At 33.0% G+C, this 21495-nt stretch carries 22 protein-coding genes and 1 riboswitch; of the genes, 10 read left to right on the top strand and 12 right to left on the bottom strand.

Annotated features, from left to right (window positions below; all coding sequences use genetic code 11):
• Positions 1-89 precede the first annotated feature (89 nt).
• Positions 90-1322, bottom strand: coding sequence for a glycosyltransferase family 4 protein (locus A8975_RS08590; protein WP_134199825.1), 1233 nt, complete (start codon positions 1320-1322; stop codon positions 90-92).
• A 17-nt stretch (positions 1323-1339) separates the two neighbouring features.
• Entirely contained in the window at positions 1340-1807 is a 468-nt protein-coding gene (locus A8975_RS08585; RefSeq protein WP_134199822.1) for a heme-binding domain-containing protein, read from the bottom strand.
• Positions 1808-1844: 37 nt separating this feature from the next.
• On the opposite strand from A8975_RS08585, the gene A8975_RS08580 reads away from it, so the two are divergent.
• From A8975_RS08580 to A8975_RS08570, 3 genes are all read left to right on the top strand, one after another.
• Positions 1845-2408, top strand: coding sequence for an adenylosuccinate lyase (locus tag A8975_RS08580; RefSeq protein ID WP_134199819.1), 564 nt, complete (start codon positions 1845-1847; stop codon positions 2406-2408).
• Positions 2409-2485: 77 nt separating this feature from the next.
• The gene (gene purB / locus A8975_RS08575) at positions 2486-3829 is read left to right on the top strand and encodes an adenylosuccinate lyase (RefSeq protein ID WP_129761326.1); all 1344 of its coding nucleotides are present in this window, start codon (positions 2486-2488) and stop codon (positions 3827-3829) included.
• A 29-nt stretch (positions 3830-3858) separates the two neighbouring features.
• Positions 3859-4047: a hypothetical protein gene (locus tag A8975_RS08570; RefSeq protein WP_129761325.1), complete on the top strand. Its 189-nt coding sequence runs from the start codon at positions 3859-3861 to the stop codon at positions 4045-4047.
• 41 nt (positions 4048-4088) lie between these two features.
• On the opposite strand, the gene A8975_RS08565 is transcribed toward A8975_RS08570, so the two are convergent.
• Genes A8975_RS08565 through A8975_RS08550 form a run of 4 tightly spaced genes read right to left on the bottom strand, consistent with a single transcriptional unit; the run spans position 4089 to position 6213 of the window.
• A complete protein-coding gene (locus tag A8975_RS08565) occupies positions 4089-4640 on the bottom strand; it encodes a DUF4252 domain-containing protein (RefSeq protein ID WP_134199817.1) in 552 nt (183 codons plus the stop codon).
• Positions 4641-4647: 7 nt separating this feature from the next.
• Positions 4648-5214: a DUF4252 domain-containing protein gene (locus tag A8975_RS08560; RefSeq protein WP_129761323.1), complete on the bottom strand. Its 567-nt coding sequence runs from the start codon at positions 5212-5214 to the stop codon at positions 4648-4650.
• 14 nt (positions 5215-5228) lie between these two features.
• Positions 5229-5717 carry a hypothetical protein gene (locus tag A8975_RS08555; RefSeq protein ID WP_129761322.1) on the bottom strand — a complete coding sequence of 163 codons (489 nt, stop codon included), beginning with the start codon at positions 5715-5717 and terminating at the stop codon, positions 5229-5231.
• Entirely contained in the window at positions 5704-6213 is a 510-nt protein-coding gene (locus A8975_RS08550) for an RNA polymerase sigma factor (protein ID WP_129761321.1), read from the bottom strand. The genes A8975_RS08555 and A8975_RS08550 overlap by 14 nt, the downstream gene beginning before the upstream one ends.
• Before the next feature lie 163 nt (positions 6214-6376).
• On the opposite strand from A8975_RS08550, the gene A8975_RS08545 reads away from it, so the two are divergent.
• Entirely contained in the window at positions 6377-7840 is a 1464-nt protein-coding gene (locus A8975_RS08545; RefSeq protein WP_134199815.1) for a S41 family peptidase, read from the top strand.
• A 34-nt stretch (positions 7841-7874) separates the two neighbouring features.
• Here A8975_RS08545 and A8975_RS08540 read toward each other — a convergent pair whose 3' ends face one another.
• Positions 7875-9803, bottom strand: a complete 1929-nt coding sequence (locus A8975_RS08540) for a TonB-dependent receptor plug domain-containing protein (protein WP_134199813.1) — start codon at positions 9801-9803, stop codon at positions 7875-7877.
• Between the two features lie 66 nt (positions 9804-9869).
• A riboswitch (cobalamin riboswitch) is annotated at positions 9870-10108 on the bottom strand.
• A 68-nt stretch (positions 10109-10176) separates the two neighbouring features.
• Between A8975_RS08540 and A8975_RS08535 the strand changes: the two genes are divergently transcribed.
• The 5 genes from A8975_RS08535 (at position 10177) to A8975_RS08515 (ending at position 15310) form a co-directional block, all read left to right on the top strand.
• On the top strand, positions 10177-11325 hold the full coding sequence (locus tag A8975_RS08535) for an ABC transporter substrate-binding protein (RefSeq protein ID WP_134199811.1): 1149 nt from the start codon (positions 10177-10179) through the stop codon (positions 11323-11325).
• Positions 11326-12354 (top strand): FecCD family ABC transporter permease, encoded by a 1029-nt coding sequence (locus A8975_RS08530; protein WP_134199808.1) that lies wholly within the window; start codon positions 11326-11328, stop codon positions 12352-12354.
• Between the two features lie 112 nt (positions 12355-12466).
• Positions 12467-13261: an ABC transporter ATP-binding protein gene (locus A8975_RS08525; RefSeq protein ID WP_134199806.1), complete on the top strand. Its 795-nt coding sequence runs from the start codon at positions 12467-12469 to the stop codon at positions 13259-13261.
• Between the two features lie 107 nt (positions 13262-13368).
• Positions 13369-14760, top strand: a complete 1392-nt coding sequence (rmuC, locus tag A8975_RS08520) for a DNA recombination protein RmuC (protein WP_134199804.1) — start codon at positions 13369-13371, stop codon at positions 14758-14760.
• Positions 14747-15310, top strand: a complete 564-nt coding sequence (locus A8975_RS08515) for an acyl-CoA thioesterase (RefSeq protein ID WP_410504194.1) — start codon at positions 14747-14749, stop codon at positions 15308-15310. Before rmuC ends, A8975_RS08515 begins: the two co-directional genes overlap by 14 nt.
• 5 nt (positions 15311-15315) lie before the next feature.
• Here A8975_RS08515 and A8975_RS08510 read toward each other — a convergent pair whose 3' ends face one another.
• From A8975_RS08510 to rpmH, 5 genes are all read right to left on the bottom strand, one after another.
• Positions 15316-16107, bottom strand: coding sequence for a T9SS type A sorting domain-containing protein (locus A8975_RS08510; RefSeq protein ID WP_134199803.1), 792 nt, complete (start codon positions 16105-16107; stop codon positions 15316-15318).
• Positions 16108-16226: 119 nt separating this feature from the next.
• Positions 16227-17024, bottom strand: a complete 798-nt coding sequence (locus A8975_RS08505; RefSeq protein ID WP_134199800.1) for a T9SS type A sorting domain-containing protein — start codon at positions 17022-17024, stop codon at positions 16227-16229.
• A 7-nt stretch (positions 17025-17031) separates the two neighbouring features.
• Entirely contained in the window at positions 17032-17553 is a 522-nt protein-coding gene (locus A8975_RS08500) for an ankyrin repeat domain-containing protein (protein ID WP_134199798.1), read from the bottom strand.
• 77 nt (positions 17554-17630) lie between these two features.
• Positions 17631-20483 carry a carbamoyl-phosphate synthase large subunit gene (gene carB / locus A8975_RS08495; RefSeq protein WP_134199796.1) on the bottom strand — a complete coding sequence of 951 codons (2853 nt, stop codon included), beginning with the start codon at positions 20481-20483 and terminating at the stop codon, positions 17631-17633.
• A 100-nt stretch (positions 20484-20583) separates the two neighbouring features.
• Positions 20584-20745, bottom strand: a complete 162-nt coding sequence (rpmH, locus tag A8975_RS08490; RefSeq protein WP_129761309.1) for a 50S ribosomal protein L34 — start codon at positions 20743-20745, stop codon at positions 20584-20586.
• Positions 20746-20913: 168 nt separating this feature from the next.
• On the opposite strand from rpmH, the gene A8975_RS08485 reads away from it, so the two are divergent.
• A complete protein-coding gene (locus A8975_RS08485) occupies positions 20914-21492 on the top strand; it encodes a DUF2892 domain-containing protein (protein ID WP_134199794.1) in 579 nt (192 codons plus the stop codon).
• Positions 21493-21495 lie beyond the last annotated feature (3 nt).

Genomic DNA, 21495 nt, shown 5'->3' with positions numbered 1-21495 from the left:
GTTTGTGATTTGTAAATGTAGGAAAACATATCTCTTTTAGTGATATTTTAGTATAATAATCTGAAAAACTCCTCTAAATTCAATTAGTTTTAGTCTTTTTTGTTTTTTTCTTCAATCCATTTACTCATATATTTTGTGCTTTGTAAAGTATGGTGCATGAGTATTTGACCAGTGAAATTATTTTGACGACACTCTTTTAAGTGTTCAATTACATACTGAAGTTTCTTCTTAAATGTTTCAATATGATATTGCTTATCGAACCGCTTTTTGAGTACATTAAAACCTAAATTTTGCTGCTCTTGCCAAATTGCTTTATCACTATACATCCTAATTGCATACTCTACTATAGCATCTACATCTTCTGAATTAAGGGTATTCATATAACTAGATTCTAAAATACCTTCAGCTCCTATTGATGTGGTTACAAAAGGTGTACCGTTACGCATAGCATCAAAAAACTTGCCTTTCAATCCTGCTCCAAACCGCAAAGGTGACAAACACACTTTTGCTTGTTGCATAACATCATTTACATCTTCGGCAAAGCCTTTAATTACAAATCCCTTATCATTGGTTTTAAACTGTTGCACTTTGTTATTTTGATAGGCTCCATAAATGTGCATTTCAGCTTTTGGAAGTTTAGTTCTAATTTTCGACCAAATAGATTGGTATAAAAACTTTACCGAATCTAAATTTGGTGGATGTAAAAAATTACCAATGGTTATAAAGTGATTTCGGTCTTCAAACGCTGGTAATTTCCTTTTGCTTTCCTCAGCAATAGGTTCTATCAAAAAAGGTATGTAATGTAACAACTCAGTAGGAACACCAAACTCTTGGGTTAAAAGTTCCTTTTCAGCTTCAGAAATTATCAAACTTACATCACAACGATAAATACTTGCTATTTCACGTTTTGAGGTATCGTTATGTAAATATTCAACATTAAATGGTGTATTGTCTTTTAAAGCTAATTCACGTCCTTTACGCAAACCGTGTACATCTTCGGTATCTAAAATTCGTATTGCTTTTGGGCATTGCTGTGCTACTCGCCAACCAAACTGTTCTTCGGTTAAAAACCTATCAAACAACACTATACCAGGCTGTAACTGAGAAATAAAATCATCAAACGTTGAGCTATTCAATTCAATAGTGTGCTCTTGTATTCCTAAGCTTTTTAAATTGATTGCATTTTCAGTTTTTGATGTTGATGTCGCAAAAGTGACTGTATAATTTTCAGCTAAGAAAAATTGAATAAGTTGCATCATTCTGCTTCCAGCTGCAGAACTTTTGGGTTCAGGCCATACAAACCCAATTATTAATACTTTCATACTATCTCAAATCATTTTTAATGAGATTCAACGGCATAACTTTGTCTTACTTGTTTAGCCCAATCTATTAAGTCTTTAATTTGCGTGTCGGTTAATTTAGCTTCAGGATGTCCCCAAGTATAAGATTCTAAAGGCATTTCTTTGTCCTCAACCATTTCAATAAGCTCTTCAAATTTATGGTCTTTTCGTTTAACGGAAAGGGTATCCCAATTTGAAACATTAAAGTGTCTTTTACCATTGTTAACATGCTCTGCCATCCAATAATTAACAGGTGTAATTTTACTATACCAAGGATAACGAGTTACATTACTGTGGCAATCCAAACACGCTTCTTTTAATATCAACTTCACATTATCAGAAGGGTTAGTTTCTTCATAAAAAGCATTTAAGGATACTAAATCGCCTTCATTTTTTTCTGGACCAAAAAATTGTGCTACAACAAAAATCAGCAATAAAACTAACAGAAGTTTTTTAAGTATTTTCATTTTTAGTTTAATTTAGAAACTTAAAAATAACAAAAACTTGACTACAGAACACCTATACAACGAGTTAAATTATGTTAATCACTCTCGCGAAAAGCGTTTGAAGTATGCTAATTTGGTGATTGACAACCCTGATTTGATTCCTAAGTTATTGGATATTTTATTTATGGTAGACGATAAAGTTTCCTGTCGTGCAGCTTGGGTTTTAGAATTTATGTGTGGCGAGCAACTAGAAGCCATAATACCTCATCTTGATGCGTTTACCAAAAATATGCACAAAGTACATCTTGACCCAGCAGTAAGACCTGTAGCTAAAATTTGCGAATACTTAACTAAAGCTTACTATTCTAAGCATGAAACTAAAATTAAAACTGCCTTAACTCCCGAATATAAAGAACGAATTATTGAAGTGTGCTTTGATTATATGATAAATGACGAAAAAATTGCACCAAAAGCCTATGCTATGAATACCTTATTTTTATTAGGAACTGATTATGATTGGATACATCCTGAGTTGGCGCTTATTTTAGAACGTGATTTTCAAATGCAGAGTTCTGGTTTTAAAGCAAGAGCTAGACATATTTTAAAAAAGATAAAAAACTAGGTAGAAAAACTAGAGCTTCAGGCTTCGGTCTTCCAACGAAAAAAAGTATCTTTGCAACTTCAAAAAACAACACACTCATGCAGTTATCATCATTAAATGCCATCTCTCCAATTGATGGTCGTTACAGAAGTAAAGTTGAAGCCTTATCAAACTATTTTTCAGAAGAAGCTTTAATAAAGTATCGCGTACTAGTTGAGATTGAATATTTTATCGCTTTATGCGAAATTCCTTTACCACAATTAGAACGTTTTGACGCTAATTTATTTGATGATTTAAGAGCTATTTATAAAAACTTTACTGCTGATGATGCACTTAAAATAAAAACTATTGAAAGTGTTACAAACCATGATGTAAAAGCGGTTGAATATTTCATTAAAGAACAATTTGATGCTTTAAATATTTCGGAATACAAAGAGTTTATCCACTTTGGATTAACCTCTCAAGACATAAACAACACTGCAATTCCGTTGAGTATTAAAGAGGCAATGAACGATGTTTATGTGCCTGAATACTTTAAAGTACTTAATGAATTAAAATCACTTTCTAATGAGTGGAAAGCGGTATCAATGCTAGCAAGAACTCATGGTCAACCTGCTTCACCTACGCGTTTAGGCAAAGAAATTGAAGTGTTTGTTGTAAGATTAGAAGAGCAATTTAATTTATTGAACGATATACCAAGTGCTGCAAAGTTTGGTGGAGCAACAGGAAATTTCAACGCTCATAAAGTTGCTTATCCAGCTATTGACTGGAAAGCTTTTGGAAGTAAGTTTGTGCAAGAAAAGTTAGGGTTACAACACTCTTTCCCTACTACTCAAATTGAACATTATGACCACATGGCTGCTTTGTTTGATTGTTTAAAGCGTATAAACACGATTATCATTGATTTAGACAGAGATATTTGGACCTACGTTTCGATGGACTATTTTAAACAAAAAATCAAAAAGGGTGAAGTTGGAAGTAGTGCAATGCCTCATAAGGTAAACCCAATAGATTTTGAAAACAGTGAAGGTAACCTTGGTATTGCTAATGCAGTTTTTGAACACTTAGCTGCAAAACTGCCTCTATCTAGACTACAAAGAGATTTAACCGATAGTACTGTTTTACGTAATGTTGGTGTTCCTTTTTCGCATACAATAATTGGTCTTAAAAGCACGTTGAAAGGGTTAAACAAATTGTTATTGAATGAAGCCAAATTTGCTGAAGACCTAGAAAACAATTGGGCTGTTGTAGCTGAGGCAATTCAAACTATTTTAAGAAGAGAAGCTTATCCTAATCCTTATGAAGCTTTAAAAGGATTGACAAGAACTAACGAAAAAATAACCCAAGACTCTATTTCAAATTTTATTGATACCTTAGAGGTTCCTAATTCTATAAAAGAAGAACTAAAACAAATTACACCAAGTAACTATACTGGAATTTAATTTAGCAAGTAAGTTACTGAACTTATCGTATGAGTAAAGATACACTAGCTTTAATATATGCCTCAGTATTAACTTTATGTTTTTTTGTGGCTGGCATTTTTAATGTACTAGATAATTTTATGATTAAAACCTTATTATTTGTAGGGTTTGCGCTTTTTGCAGTGTATTTGGTGATTCACTTTTTAAAAGATATAGAAAACAAAAATCACCCTGAATAATACAAGGTGATTTTCTATTAACATTTTAAATAACTATCAGTTTATTTAAAAAAGTTTTTAAAACTTTCTAATTGGTCATTGTCTAAATCTGCTTGTTCCAAAACACCAGATAGTTTCATTAGTTTACCAGCATTCATATCATCACCTAAAACTCTGGCAACAACAAATCCTTTATCTTTAGCATCACCAAATAAAATAAGCTCATCAATACTTGTTTCAGATTCACCAATAAATTTTATTACAAACTTTCCGTCTGAAGTATTTCCGCCTCTCATTAATTCTTCATACTTCTCATTTTTAAGAATCTCTTTTACTTTTTTAAGCTCCACCTCATAATCCTCTTTATTAGTCTCATTAATTTGATATGCTAAAATATTTAGCTTATCAATAGATTCGTAAGCTTCTTTTTGATCGTCAGTAAGATTCTCAATTTCTTCAATATTAATAATACTTGCAGGCACATCTCCCGAGATAAATCCTGGACTTAACTCATTGTCTACAAAATAGGTTTGTAATGTTGGACCTTGGTTACAACTTACTAAAGTTGTAACCAAAGCCATCAACATAATTGATTTTTTGATTGATGTTATCATTGGTTGATTAGTTTTTGTTAGCTTTCTTTAAGTGCTCTCCACCAGGTACATTCATATTGCTTGTTAACTTAGATATTTGACGTAAATCTATATCTCCTGTTAATGATAATAAAACAGTTTCAATTTCTCTTTTCTTTCCGTTTATTTCAATGTCAGCACCTTTAGTTACTTCTTTTAACCCATTAATGAACATTAATAGCTCCTTAACATGGTTTTCATCTTTACCTTCTTTTACATAGAATTTTACTGTTTGGTCTCCATCTTTTATTCTCATTAACTCTTGTAAGCTAGAACCTTTTAGGTAAGATGTTACTGTTGCATTCATATCTTTTGAAACGGCTTCATCTCCTGTAGTAAATACTTTTAATCCTGTTATCTTTTTAGCCATTTCTAAAAATTGTTGTGCTTCTGGGTCATCTAAATCTATGTTAATACCAGCAAGCATGCTAAACATTTTTTGGTTTACTATAACCGAAGTGACTCCTTCTTGATCTTCGTATTTATCAAAAATGCTTTGTCCGAAAGATACTATTGGCATCAAAGCCAAAACTGCAATTACAACTAATTTTTTCATTTTTTTCTGTTTTTCTAGTTTGTTTTAAAAATTTTGTTTGTCGATGTGTTGAACTCATTAATTAAGCTCATGTGGTCTACGCCTTTTTCTAAATTTTGAGACGCAAGTGTTAAAGCATTTAAGCTACTTGCTCCATCATTAAACTTAGATGATAAAAGACTTAGCGCTTCTTTGGTTTGATTGTAAGCCAACAATTGTTCTTCATTAAGGCTTCCCAATCCTTCCTCTTTATTGGTGAAGGTAAAAACCGACACCATAAGAACTGCTACTGCTGCGACAGAAATCCATTTATACAAATTTTTGTTTCTAGATTTTAATGGAACGTCTTTGGTAAACTGCTCTTGTTTTGTTACCTGAAAGTAGTTAAACATGGCTTTGTAAGACTCTAAATGTGGAGCGACTTCCTCTTGTGCAAAATAGTGTTTTAAGTGTTGCTCTTCTTTTAAAGTAGTTTCTCCGTTTTCGTACTTTTCAAGTAATTTTTCTATGTTATTTAATACCATAACTATGTGTATTAGTTAATTTTTCTCTTATTGTTTTTCTTGCTCTTGAGAGTGCTACTCGTATGGCTGTTTCATTCATATCCAACACTTTTGCTATTTCTTCAAACTCATACTCTTCTATATCTCTCAGTTGCAAAATTATTTTTTGTTGTTCTGGTAGCTCTTCCATTATTTTAGACACCCAGTCTACACTATCATTAAGCTCTACCTGTTTTTGCAACGACACATTATTATCTTGATAGTTACTGTGTACTATCTTTAAATTTTGTGCCTGTTTGGATTTTAATCGGTCAAGGCAAAAATTCTTTGTCATGGTCATGGAAAAAGCTTCTACATTTTTATACTCAGAAATTTTTACTTTGTTTTTCCATAACTTCAGTAAGATCTCTTGAGTAGCGTCTTCAGCTTCCTCACTAGATACCAACAAGCGTTTTGCTAGCCTGTAAACCTTATCCTTAAAAGGCATTACTAATTTTATAAAATCAGTTTGTGTCATTTTGTTTGGTTAGTTAGACGGTTTTTATCCCGTTCTATCATTACGACGATACACTTTCAATTTTGTTACAATTAATTTTTAATTTACAATATTGTAAGTAAATTTAGAGTTTAATAGACATATATAGTATGTATGTTTTGAAAAAAGAATTATTATGAAAATTATGAGAACCCTACTAATTGCCATCATCTTTGGTAGCCTAACCACAAGTTGCTTTGAAGATAGAGATGACAATGTTATTTTATCAAGCAGTATACATGATTTTGTATGGAAAGGTATGAATGCTGTGTATTTATACAAAGCTGAAATACCTGATTTGGCAAATGACAGATTTACAAGTAATGAAGAGTATGGCAATTACCTAAATAGCTTTTCTTCACCCGAAGAACTCTTTGAAAGTTTAATTTATCAAAGACAAACAGTTGATAGGTTTAGTATTATAGTTGATGATTATATTGCTTTACAACAAGCGCTAAGTGGTGTGAGTAAAAGCAACGGACTTGAGTTCAATTTTTATTACGAACCAGGAAGTACTACTGATGTATTTGGAATTATAAGGTTAGTACTTAACAATAGTGAAGCTTCGAATCTTGGTTTACAACGTGGACAAATTATACATGCTGTTGATGGTGTTGAACTTACTGAAAGTAATTTAAGCTCACTTTTTGGTCAAGACACTTACACACTTCATTTTGCTGATTATAACGACAATGGAACTACTGAGACTGATGACGACTCCATTGTTTCTAATGGCTCTACAAGTAGTTTAACTAAAGTTGAATATACCGAAAACCCTGTTCATACTACTGAAATTATTAATGTTGGAGGTGAAAACGTTGGGTATTTACTATACAATGGTTTTACTGCCGATTTTAATAACCAATTAAATAATGCCTTTGCAGATTTTCAAGCTAGCAACGTACAACATTTAGTTTTAGACCTAAGGTATAATGGTGGAGGATCTGTAGACACTGCAAGGTTATTAGGAAGTATGATTACTGGTCAATTTAACGGTTCTGTGTTTTCAAAATTGAATTATAACGATGATTTACAAGAACTAAATTCAACTTTTAATTTTACAAACAGCTTTAATGGCAATTCTATTAATAGCTTAAACCTTGATAAAGTTTATGTTCTTACTACCAATAGATCTGCTTCTGCCAGCGAAATGATTATAAACAGTTTAGGCGAGTATATTGATGTTGTTCATATTGGAGACAATACAACAGGAAAATCACAAGCTTCAGTAACTATTTACGATTCTCCTGACCTAGGACCTAACGATGTTAACCCAAACCACACTTATGCTATGCAACCTTTGGTAGCTATTTCGGTAAATGCTAATGATGGTGTGGTCCCTTCTAGTGGTTTAGTTCCTGATGTTGGTTTTGAAATCAACGAAAGCGTATTAAATTTCGGAATTTTAGGTGATGAAAACGAGCCTTTACTTGCTGCTGCTTTAGCTGATATTGAAAGTAGCTTAGGAAGATATAGCATTGACCAAAGTATAAGAAATACACCTCAATTAACTCCTGTAAAAAAAGATATAAATCTAAAACCTTTTGAAGATGAAATGTATATAGATAATGAGTTTATATCCATCACAAAAAAAGAATTTAATCAATAAAAAAATCCGCTCGAAATGAGCGGATTTTTTTGTTTTATAGACTTAGGTTAAAACCTATATTAACATTTCTTCCTCGTGTTGAATACCCAAATAATTCTTGGTAATCTTCATTAAAGATATTGTTTACGTTAGCAAACAACTTCAGCTTGCTCTCCAAAATAGTATGGCTTACGTAAAAATCTAATAAGCTATAACTTTTTAAAGTAACGTCTTCTGTTGCAAAAGTAGTATTGTTAAAATAGGCATCATTTCTATCATCATTATATTGGTACGCTAAACTTAAAAATGTAGCATCAGATAGTTTATAATCCAATCGTGCATTTCCTTTCAATTCAGGAATTCTTAAATTCAAATCATCTTCTACCTTTGTATAGGTAACATTAGCGTTTAATTTTAGCGCGTTTGTAATACTATAATTAGCTGTAAATTCTAAACCGCTTGCTGTAAAATCCTTATCTACATTATCGTATTGGTACACAAAATTACCCATGTCCACAAAATCGATAAAATTAATTTCGTTTCTAGTAAAATACACTAAACTGAACGTAGCTTTGTCTTTAATTCCTGCTTCAATACCAACTTCTATAGTTTCATTTTCTTCAGGTTTTAAATCAGCATTTCCATAAGCAGGTTCAAATAATTGATACAATGAAGGTGTAATATATGCTGTACTGTAACTAGCCATTCCTTTTAAATATCCAAAATTGAAGCTTTTTCTATAGGATGGATTTAAACTGTAAACCAAATGACTTCCATATTCGCTATGATTGTTTAAACGTGCTCCAGCATTGACATTTAAACCAAAATCAGAAACATACACCACATTAGCATAAGGATCAACAATGTTGAATGTTGCTGTTTCTGGATCAATGCTTTGTTCTAAATTGGTTGATCCAAATGGAATTGCAAAACTTTCCATATCATTCTCCTGAAAATTCACACCTAAAATAGTATAGAATTTATCATTAAAATTATATCTATTAAAAAGGTCTGCCACCAAACTTGTAGCATAGTATTCAGCAGGATAACTCGACTCCACAATACGCTCAACATCATTATATGCAGCGTTTAAAGTAATACTTCCTTTGTTATAGCTAAACTCTGGCGCAATCCCAACACGATACTGCTTACTTGTAGAATGGTTGTTTGCATCAGAAAACGTTGAAGCGTCATCAAAATCGGCTTTAAACTTATCAAAACTTGCATAAGCATTCAGTTTAAATTGCTTGGAAAATGTGTATCCTAATTTCACATTACCATTTATAGCATTGTAAGCATCAGATTCGGTTCCAGCCTCCATTGCAGATAAACCATCAGTAAACTGATTACCAAAACTGGCTAAGTAATTAAACTCACCAATGGTTCCATTTACTGACACGCTATTTCTAAAATCTTTGATAGCATAATTACTATCATCATGTGATTGGTTAGTTCCAAAAACACTTCTAAAGTTAGCTGAAACAGCATCTTTTGAAGCTTTTTTCAGTTTAATATTGATTACTGCGGTTGCTGCTCCAGTACCATATAATGTACTAGACGCGCCTTTTAAAATCTCAATACTTTCTACTTGATCTGGATTTAACAAACGTAAATCGTAATCGTTAGCTATTTGCGAAGGATCGGTTAATGCAATACCATCTATCAATACCAAAACCTGACGGTTTCTCCCACCTCGAACGTAATATGCTAAATTTTGTCCAGCGTTACTTTTTGTTCCGTTAATTTCAATTCCTGCTGTAGCATTGATAATTTCAGCTATGGTTTTTCCTTGTAAATGCTTAAGCTCTTCTTGGGTGATTTTGGTAATTACCTTACCAGAATTTTCACGTTTTAAGTTGAATTTTGAGTCGGTAATAACGACTTCATCTAGTTGTTCTACTTGAGTAGAATCAGTTTGCTGTTGTGCAAATCCAAAAAATGAAGTAGCACAAAACACACCAAAAAACAATGTTTTTTTGTTCATTTTAAAATTAATTGTTCGAGAAAGTATGGTAATGCATACTCAAACCTTTATCCCGAAAGTTCGACTTATTATTTTTTTGAAATTGGCAGGTCTCCTGACTTACATTTTGTTGTGTTACCTTCCCAGTTTTCACCAGTGGTTTATTGAAGTGTACAACAACTCTTCGCTAAAGAGATGCCCAATTAAATTGAGCAATATGCTTACAGTTGCGGGAACAGTTCTGGACTTGAAAATAATACTCTCACCAGATTCCCTTTTAATCGAGATTAAAACAACAATCTCGAACCAAAATTCGCCGCAAAATTAAACATTTTGTTTAATGTTTTACCTATAAGGTTAAATAATATTACTTTTGAATGAAAATAAATACACAGTGAGAAAACTATTTCCAATTCTACTTTTAATTATCTGTTTTGCGTGTAAAGACAATAAAAACAGTATCACAGACCGATTACCTGCAAAAGACTATTCAGAAATTATACGTTTGCATGCTGAAGGCTTTAGTATTATAAATCATGGCCACTACAAAGTTTTAACTATAAAAAGTCCATGGCCGAAAGCTGAAAAATCGTTTAAATATGCTTTAATCCCAAGAGAAAATCTTGCAACAATTACTTTAAATAGTGATGAATACGATGGCATTATTGCAACACCTATTGAAAAAATAGTCGTGACATCTACAACACATATTCCTGCTTTAGAATTGTTGGGTGTTGAAGAAACCTTGGTTGGTTTTCCTGGAACCGATTATATTTCATCTGAAAAAACCAGAGCTTTAATAAACGCTGAAAGCATTAGAGAATTAGGAAAAAATGAAGGTATCAATACCGAAGTTTTGCTAGAATTACAACCTGAAGTTGTTGTAGGTTTTGGTATTGATGGTAATAATAAAACTTTTGAAACTATTAAAAAGTCTGGTATTCCAGTCATGTACAATGGTGATTGGGTAGAAAAATCACCACTTGCAAAAGCCGAATGGATTAAATTTTTTGGTGCACTTTACAACAAAACTGCTGAAGCCGATTCTATTTTCAACAGTATTGAAAAAGCGTATAACGATGCAAAAACATTGGCTTCAAAGGTTAAAAACACACCAACTGTTTTAAGTGGTGCGCTTCATAAAGATGTTTGGTATTTACCTAGTGGCACAAGCCCTGAAGCACAACTTTTAAAAGACGCCAACGTAAATTACCTTTGGCAAGACGTTGCTGGTGAAGGCAGTTTAGCATTAAGTTTTGAAGCTGTTTTCACAAAAGGAAAATCGGCTAATATTTGGTTAAGTCCGTCATATTATAATTCATTGGAAACTTTAAAAAATGCTAACGAACACTACACCGAATTTGACGCCTTTAAAAACAAAACAATATATTCATTTGTAAATGTTACAGGAGCAACTGGTGGTGTTACCTACTATGAAGAAGGCACTGCAAGACCTGACTTGGTTTTAAAAGACATTATAAAAGTGTGTCACCCAGAATTATTACCAGAATACGAAACTCATTTTTTTAAACCATTAGAATAATTGACTAATCAAACTACATACAAAGTGCCGTTTACAATTTTAATTGTAACGTTATTAGTATGCTTTTTAGGCAACATTAGTTTAGGGTCGGTATCTATTCCTATAACATCTGTATTTAAAAGTTTATTTGCAACTATTGACAACGACTCTTGGCATTACATTATTCACAACTACAGATTACCAAAAGCGTTTACAGCGGTTTTAGTTGGTTCTGGATTGGGAATTTCAGGCTTGTTAATGCAAACCTTGTTTAGAAATCCATTGGCTGGTCCGTTTGTATTAGGTATTAGTTCTGGAGCTAGTTTAGGAGTAGCGATCGTGATTCTTGGTGCAGGAATTTTTGGTGGAAATCTTGCTACACTTTTACTTTCAAAATGGAGTGTGGTTATTGCGGCTAGTTTAGGTAGTTTTTTAGTGTTACTATCTGTTTTAGCTATGTCTTTAAAAGTAAGAGATACCATGGCTATTTTAATCATTGGGTTAATGTTTGGTAGCATTACTTCTGCGGTTGTCAGTGTACTCTCCTACTTTAGTTCTGCCGAACAACTACAGCAATACATTTTTTGGGGATTTGGTAGTTTAGGAAACCTATCTTGGAACGAGTTGTTTATTTTCTTCTGCATTTATCTCCTAGGATTATTTATGAGTATCATCTCAATCAAAGCCTTAAATACACTTTTATTGGGTGAAAATTACGCTAAAAGTCTTGGATTGAACATTAATCAAAGTCGGTTTATCATTATAATTGCAACAAGTTTATTAGCAGGAACTATTACAGCTTTTGCTGGACCAATTGCTTTTATAGGATTAGCAATTCCGCATATGGTTCGTCAAGTTTTTACAACAGCCAACCACAAAGTGTTATTACCTGCTGTGTTTTTGTTTGGTGCCATAGTCATGCTTATTTGTGATAGTATTGCGCAATTGCCTACAAGCGATTACACTTTACCTATTAATGCCATAACTTCATTAATTGGTGCGCCTGTAGTGATTTGGTTATTGGTACGCAAACGTAAAATGTTGTTTTGAATGAGAAATAAGAATCAAGATAAAAGAACCAAGACTGTCATTACACACTTGATGCGGAATCCAAAAAAAATAGATTCTGCGTCGTAACGCAGAATGACAAAACAAAATATTTGTGACAAAAACACAACCACATACTATACTAAAAACAGAAAGTCTAACCATAGGTTACAAGCAGAAAAAACATCAAACCGTTGTTGCTGATGATGTAAACATTGCGCTACAACAAGGTGAATTGGTTGGTTTGGTTGGTGCTAATGGCATTGGAAAATCTACCTTATTACGAACACTTACTAAAGTACAACCACCAATTGATGGCTCTGTTTTTATTAATGATAAATTACTTGAAAATTCCTCATATTTAGAGCTTTCCAAAAGCTTGAGCGTGGTACTCACCGAACAACCTGCTTCAAAAAACTTAACCGTTTTTGAACTTGTTGCTTTAGGCAGGCAACCTTACACCAATTGGGTTGGTAATCTTTCAGAAAACGATATCTCTATTATTGAAAAGGCGTTATTACAAACCAATATTCAACAATTAAAAGACAAAAAGTGTTTTGAGTTAAGTGATGGCCAACTACAAAAAGTCATGATTGCACGAGCATTAGCTCAAGACACACATTTAATTATTCTAGATGAGCCCACAACCCATCTAGACATGTACCACAAAGCCTACATTTTAAAGCTTTTAAAAACCTTGGCAAAAGATACCAACAAAACCATTTTGTTTTCTTCTCACGAAATTGATTTAACCATTCAACTGTGTGATAAAATGATAGTGATGACACATTCACAAGTAATTTCTGACACGCCTTGTAACTTAATTTCAAAAGGTGTTTTTAATGAATTGTTTCCAGAAGACATGATCACTTTTGATGAGAAAACTGGAAGCTTTAGAGTGAAAAAGTAATGCTTTGAAAATGAAACAAATTTAAAACCGTAATTTAGGTTTCTGTTTCAAATTCGATTTCAATTTCAGACTAAATCATTTATCTTTGATGAAATTCTTTTCACTGTATGACCGAAACACTCATTTTATTTGTCGCTATTATTTTTTCTGCTGGAATTGGTGCTTTTTTGGGCTTAAAATTTGCTCAATTAAAAAGCAAAGGGAATACGAGCACGCTTGAAGAACGCAATACCAACTTAAGCAAACAGCTTGAAGATTTAAAATTAAATACCGAATCTGAAAACCAAAAACAAAACGCACTTTTTAATCAGCAATTACAAGATTTAAAAGAAACTATTTCTAAAATTGAAACAGAACGCGAAACCATTAGAAAAGAAAAAGACCTTTTAAACACCGAACTTTCTAGAAGAAATACAGAGCTTGAAAACCTTCAAGAACAAAACCTTAAACGCGACGAAGAGCTTGCTAAACAACAAGAGCAACTGCGTAAAGATTTTGAGTTAATGGCAAGTAAAATTCTTGATGAAAAAAGTGAAAAATTCACCATTCAGAATAAAGAAAACATTAAACAAATTCTGAATCCGCTTCAAGAAAAAATCCAAACGTTTGAAAAGAAAGTTGAAGATTCTCAAAAGGAAAGCATCAGCATGCATTCGGCTTTAAAAGAACAACTTTTAGGACTTAAAGATCTTAATCAAAAAATGACCATAGAAGCCAATAACCTAACCAAAGCTTTAAAAGGCGACAGCAAAATGCAAGGTAATTGGGGTGAATTGGTTTTAGAGCGTGTTTTAGAAAAATCTGGACTAGAAAAAGACCGCGAATATTTTGTTCAACAAAACTTTAATCGTGAAGATGGTTCGCGTGTTATGCCTGATGTTGTCCTACATTTACCAGATGGCAAGCGCATGATTATAGATAGTAAAGTATCACTTACCGATTACGAACGTTTTGCTAATGCTGAAGATGACGAAAAAGCAATGCATTTAAAAGCGCACGTTAACTCCATAAACAAACACGTTAATCAGCTTTCAGAAAAGAAATACGAGGATTTATACGATATGGAATCTCCAGATTTTGTATTGATGTTTATTCCTATTGAACCTGCTTTTGCCATTGCTATAAACGAAGATAATACGCTTTATAACAAAGCTTTTGAGAAGAATATTGTAATCGTTACACCTTCTACCCTTTTAGCAACATTGCGAACTGTTGACACGATGTGGAGCAACGAAAAGCAACAACGCAATGCGTTAGAAATTGCCAAACAAGCAGGTGCACTTTATGATAAATTTGAAGGTTTAGTTTCTGATTTAACAGGTGTTGGCAAAAAAATAGATGCAGCAAAAAGTGACTATTCAGCAGCGATGAATAAACTGGTTGAAGGCAAAGGAAACATTATTGGTCGTGTAGAAAAACTTAAAAAAATGGGTGCCAAAGCCAAAAAATCACTACCAGAACCAATTTTAAAACGCGCTATAAACGATGACGATGAGTAAACACAATTTCAAACCCGTTGATTCTTCTAGAGTTTCTATCTCACAACTCATGCAACCTTCGCACTCTAATTTTGGTGGAAAAATTCATGGTGGTTATATTTTAAGTTTAATGGATCAAATTGCTTTTGCTTGCGCCTCAAAGCATTCTGAAGCCTATTGTGTAACAGCATCGGTTGATACGGTTGATTTTTTAAACCCTATTGAAATTGGTGAGTTAGTTACCATGAAAGCCTCGGTAAATTATGTTGGTCGCACATCCATGGTTGTTGGTATTCGTGTGGAATCTGAAAACATTCAAACCGGAACTGTAAAGCATTGTAATTCATCTTACTTTACTATGGTTGCTAAAGATGATAATGGAAAAACTGTTGATGTTCCTGGTTTAATTTTAAACGATAAAACCGAAGTAAAACGGTTTTTAAAAGCCATAAAACGTAAAGACACTAAAATACATCGTCAACAAGAGTTTAGTAGTGATTCCTTTGCACTTGACAATTATATTGAAGACTTAAAAGGCTACAAAATTAAAATAGAGTTGCCTGAAAACTAATAGTATTATTGCTTTACAAATCGTCTGGTTTGTGTAAAGTTATTAGCAGATACTTTTACTAAATAAACACCTGTATTCCATTTAGAAACATCAATTGAAGCTGTTAGTGAGTTAAGTTCCTTAGAATACACCCTTTTTCCTAGTACATCATACACATTTACAACAGCATTTTGTTGTCCTTGTGGCAAACGAATATTTAACTTAGTCGTAGCTGGATTAGGTGAGATTGTGAATTCTTGACTTGCTTGAGAAACCTCTTCATCCCCTAATGTGAACGATTGCATAGTAACACCTTTATTTTCTCCATGATAGCCTATAGTATAACTAAACCCAAAAGACCAAACTAATTCAATTGAAGTATCAGATGTAGAAAACACATAATCATTTGTTTCTCCTGTATCCAAAGCTCTAGTAGCTACTATTGTTCTTTGCTCTCCATCTAATGTGTTGGACGTTATTGTCCAATTTTGATTGGCATCAACAGAAGGTTCAATTCCAATAGCATCAGAACCATCTGGTTGCCCTGGCAAACCAAAATATCTATCAGAAATAGAGGCTCCGTCATATATAACAACATCATCACCAGCAATCATGCTTGATGTTCCAAATCCTAAACCTAAAAACCGATTATCTGGACCATCTAAGGTTAAAGTTACTAAGGTTGAAGTGACATCAATTTGCGCAGAGTAATACAACTCTCCATCATCTAATAATACAATCTCTCCTGTAGAATAAGTTTGACAGAAAGCGAATGATGTCATTAAAAATGCAACTAAAAAAAGCGTAATTTTTTTCATAAATAGGTTTATTTACAGCTAATATAATAAATTATGTGATTGATAGATAAGTTTTTATTTAATCAAAAAAAGCCATTGACTAAAATCAATGGCTTAAATTTATTTAACTGACTATCAACCTACTGCTTCACAAAGCGCTTAGTAGAGATATTATTTTTTGTAGCTAACCTCACTAAATACACACCACTATTCCATTTTGAAATATCAATAGTAGTCGATAATTGATTAAGCTCTTTAGTGTATATTTTTTTACCTAATACATCAAACACTTCCATTTTTACAACACCATCCATTCTAGGCACAGATATATTAAATCTTGATTTAGCTGGATTTGGAGCTATTGAAAACTCTGTTGCAACAACCTCTTCATTACTTAAAGTAAAAGATTGCATTGTGATTCCTCTATTAGAAAATCCATGATAGTCTAAAACAAAACTTGATTCAAACCCTCTTGCCCAAACCAAATTTATAGATGACGCAGATGTTGTAAACACATAATCATTAACATTTCCGGTATCTCTATCTCTTGTTGCAACTAATGTTCTTACTCCTGAAGTAACATTATTAGACATAATTGTCCAATCTTGTCTTTCATCTAAAGTTGGCGTAAAACCTATTGCAGGTTCATCATTAGGCTGACCAGGATACCCAAAATGCCTGTCAGTAAGGTCTGTACCATCAAAAATAACAACATCTCTACCAGAAGTCATACTTACTGCATCAAAGCCTAAACCTAACCATCTATCACTTGGTCCAATTAGCGTTAATGTTACTTCATCTGTTGTAACATCAATCTGCGCTGAGTATTCTAATCCTGGTGTTGTAGATAATTCTATCATACCAGTGGAATAGGTTTGACTAAAAGTGTATGTTGTTAAACTTAAAAAAGCTATTAAAGCCAAAGTAGTTTTTTTCATATTTATATTATTTTACAATAAGATTAATAATTTCCTCATCTTGAGTCATATTCGCGTAATCTATTGCTGTATTTCCTCTATTATCTTTAGTACTCGTGTCTGCATTCGCCTCAACCAATTGTTTAATTATGGTTTTGTTTCTCATAATAATAGCATAATGTAAAGGAGAGGTTCCATTAGCATCTGCTAAATTTGGGTCTGCACCATGTTCTAAAAGTACTTTAACAACTGCTTCTCTGTTTTTATAAACTGCAGCCATTAATGGTGTTCCGTATTTACTTTCGCCATCAATATCCTCAACTTTTGATGCTAAAAATATAGCGACCTTATCATTTCCTCTGTAGCATGCCAATGTTAATGGAGAATATCCTGAAGCATCGACCACATTAATAGTATCTGGGTTTTTAGCAATTAATTCTTTTACATCATCAATTGTACCAAAACGTGCTGCATCAAAAATATTTTGCTGGGAAAAAGCAAAACCTGATACTAATACACTCACTATTAACAAAAAGCCTTTTAGCTTCATTCTATACTACTTGAGTTACACAAGGCTAAAGTAGTAATTTTTAGGAGATTGTATTAACCGTTTATCGATTTTTACTGCTATTTGCTCAAATACATTTTACGTCTTGAGTACAAGTTGTAAAATTCATCATCTTTTAGACTATCAATAAACAAGATACTTTCTCCTGTACTCTTCATTTCTGGTCCTAACTTTTTATTTACGTTTGGAAACTTATTAAATGAGAACACTGGTTGCTTTATTGCATAACCTTCAAGCTTAGGATTAAAGTCAAAATCGGTTACTTTTTTATCGCCTAACATGATTTTAGTAGCATAGTTTACATAAGGTTCGCCATACGCTTTTGCTATGAAAGGCACAGTACGAGACGCTCTAGGATTAGCTTCTATTATGTAAACTTTATCATCTTTAATAGCAAACTGGATATTGATTAACCCAACAGTATTTAAAGCTAATGCAATCTTTTTGGTGTGATCTTTTATTTGTTCTAATACTAAATCTCCAAGGTTAAAAGGAGGTAATGTTGCATTACTATCACCTGAGTGAATTCCGCAAGGTTCAATATGCTCCATTATACCAATAATGTAAACGTTTTCACCATCGCAAATAGCATCAGCTTCTGCTTCAATAGCACCATCTAAATAATGGTCTAATAAGAGTTTGTTATTTGGTATTTTACGAAGTAAGTCAACGACATGCTCTTCTAGTTCCTTCTTGTTAATTACAATTTTCATGCCTTGACCTCCTAATACATAAGATGGTCTTACCAAGATTGGGAAATCTAACTTATCAGCTACAGCTAAGGCTTCATCAGCAGTTTCGGCAGTATCAAACTCTGGATAAGGAATGTTATTCTCTTTAAGTAAGGTAGAGAAGCTTCCTCTATCTTCAGCTAAATCTAAAGATTGGTATGTAGTTCCGATAATTTTTATTCCGTAACGGTCTAATTTTTCAGCAAGTTTAAGTGCTGTTTGACCGCCAAGTTGAACGATAACACCTTCTGGTTTTTCATGACGAATGATGTCGTAAATATGTTCCCAGAATACTGGTTCAAAGTACAGTTTATCAGCGATGTCAAAATCGGTTGAAACGGTTTCAGGATTACAATTAATCATAATTGTTTCGTAACCACATTCAGCACTCGCCAATACTCCATGCACACAGCAATAATCAAATTCAATTCCTTGCCCAATTCTGTTTGGTCCAGAACCTAAAACAATTATTTTTTTCTTATCTGAAACTACACTTTCGTTATCTGAATATAGTTTACCATCAGCTGTTTCTAATTCGTTTTCAAATGTAGAATAGTAATATGGTGTTTGTGCTTTAAACTCAGCAGCACATGTATCTACAAGTTTATAAACACGATTAATTTTTAACTCATCACGCTTGTTATAGACTTCACTTTCTAAACAGTTTAGCATGTGCGCAATTTGACGATCTCCATACCCTTTTTGTTTAGCTTCTAGCAACAAGTCTCTGTCTATAGTATCTATCGTGAATGTTGAAATTTCTTTTTCCAACATATACAATTCTTCGTATTGCTTTAAGAACCACATATCAATTTTTGTGATTTCATGAATTCTGCTTAATGGAATTCCCATTTGAATAGCATCATAAATCACAAATACACGATCCCAACTTGCATAAGTAAGTTTCTCGATTATTTGGTCATAATCTTTATACCCTTTACCATCTGCACCAAGACCATTTCGTTTTATTTCTAATGATTGTGTTGCTTTATGAAGTGCTTCTTGGAATGAACGACCTATTGCCATCACTTCTCCAACCGCTTTCATTTGAAGTCCTAATGTTCTATCAGAACCTTCAAACTTATCAAAATTCCAACGAGGTATTTTTACGATTACGTAGTCTAAAGTTGGCTCAAACAATGCCGAAGTAGACTTGGTAATTTGATTTTCTAATTCATCTAAATGATACCCAATAGCCAACTTAGCAGCAATTTTTGCAATAGGGTAACCTGTGGCTTTACTCGCTAATGCTGAAGAACGCGATACACGAGGGTTAATTTCAATAGCGATAATTTCTTCTTCTTCATCTGGACTTACCGCAAACTGTACGTTACATCCTCCTGCAAAATCACCTATACTACGCATCATAAGTATAGCCATATCACGCATTTTCTGGAATGTACTATCTGAAAGTGTCATTGCAGGTGCCACAGTAATAGAGTCTCCTGTATGAATTCCCATTGGATCCATATTTTCAATAGTACAAATAATAACTACGTTATCATTCTTATCGCGTAATAACTCCAACTCATACTCTTTCCATCCCATCATCGCTTTATCAATCATCACCTCATGAATTGGTGAGATTTCTAAACCTCTAGTCAAGGCTTCATCAAACTCTTCTTCATTGTAAACAATTGAAGCTCCTGCTCCACCTAAGGTAAACGATGCTCTAATACATAATGGAAAACCAAACTCTTGAGCTATTTCTTTACCTTTTAAAAATGAAGTTGCTGTAGCTTGTGGTGCCATTCCAACTCCAATTTTTAACATTAACTCTCTAAACTTCTCTCTGTCTTCGGTAATGTTAATTGCATCAATATTTACACCAATAATTTTTACACCAAAGTCTTCCCAAATCCCTTTTTCATCTGCTTCAATACAAAGGTTTAAAGCAGTTTGTCCTCCCATTGTTGGTAAAACAGCATCAATTTGCGGATGCTCTTTTAATATTTTAACAATAGATTTTGTATTAAGTGGCAACAAATACACATGATCTGCCATTTTTGGGTCAGTCATGATTGTTGCAGGATTAGAATTAATTAAAATGGTTTCGATTCCTTCTTCTCTTAACGATCGTAGTGCTTGAGATCCTGAGTAGTCAAACTCGCATGCTTGACCAATAATGATAGGTCCTGATCCAATAATTAATACAGAGCTTATGTTTTTATTCTTTGGCATTGTGTTGTGTTTTTTTGGTTTACAAAAATAGGTATCTATTGGGTACAAAAAAAGGTGCTACACCTAAGTAACACCTCAAAATATTAACAATTGTTAATCATTATTTCTTATGTCTTGATTCTGAAGACACAGACAATTTCTTTCTTCCCTTAGCTCTTCTACGAGCAAGTACTTTTCTACCGTTAGCAGTAGCCATTCTTTCTCTAAAACCGTGTTTGTTTCTTCTCTTTCTTTTTGACGGTTGAAACGTTCTTTTACTCATTGTCTTATATCTTTAAAAAAATAATCTTAGTTTCCGTTAATTACTTTTGAAGTTTGTTTCAAAATTGGCTGCAAATATACAAAGACTTTTTACTTTGACAAATCAAAAGTTAAAAATATTTCCAATTGTTTTTACTAACTTTGCACACTCAAAAATTCAATAGAAAATATGTACAATAAAAATATAAAGTTAGTAATTGCTGTTTTAATTATTGGTTATGCCGTTTATCAATTTACCGAAGGCTACATTGGTAATGGTATTATGTTGATTTTACTTTCACTTATTTTTGTATTCCTTTATTTTAAAAACGAATTTATTCTTCTAGCCTTTTTAAAACTTCGTAAGCAAGATTTTGATGGTGCAAAAAAATGGCTTGATAAAATTAAAAACCCTTCAGCTGCTTTAGTAAAAAAACAAGAAGGCTACTACAACTACTTACATGGTATTATGGTTTCTCAAACTAATATGAACGAAGCTGAAAAATACTTTAAAAAAGCGGTTAGCCTAGGTTTATCTATGGATCATGATTTGGCAATGGCTAAATTAAACTTAGCAGGAATTGCTTTTTCTAAACGCAGAAAACAAGAGGCTCAAATCTTATTAAAAGAGGCTGAAACTCTTGATAAAAGAGGAATGTTGACCGACCAAATTAAAATGTTTAAGCAACAAATGAAAAAAACTGCTATTCCTAAACAGCAGTATGGTCAACCTACTTCGGCTAGACAAAACAGACGTAGCAGAAGATAATTT

It is taken from the genome of Meridianimaribacter flavus (genome assembly GCF_004366715.1).
GTDB classification, from domain to species: domain Bacteria; phylum Bacteroidota; class Bacteroidia; order Flavobacteriales; family Flavobacteriaceae; genus Gaetbulibacter_B; species Gaetbulibacter_B jejuensis.
Note: the sequence above shows the minus strand (reverse complement) of the source record. Positions and strands in the feature narration are given on the sequence as shown.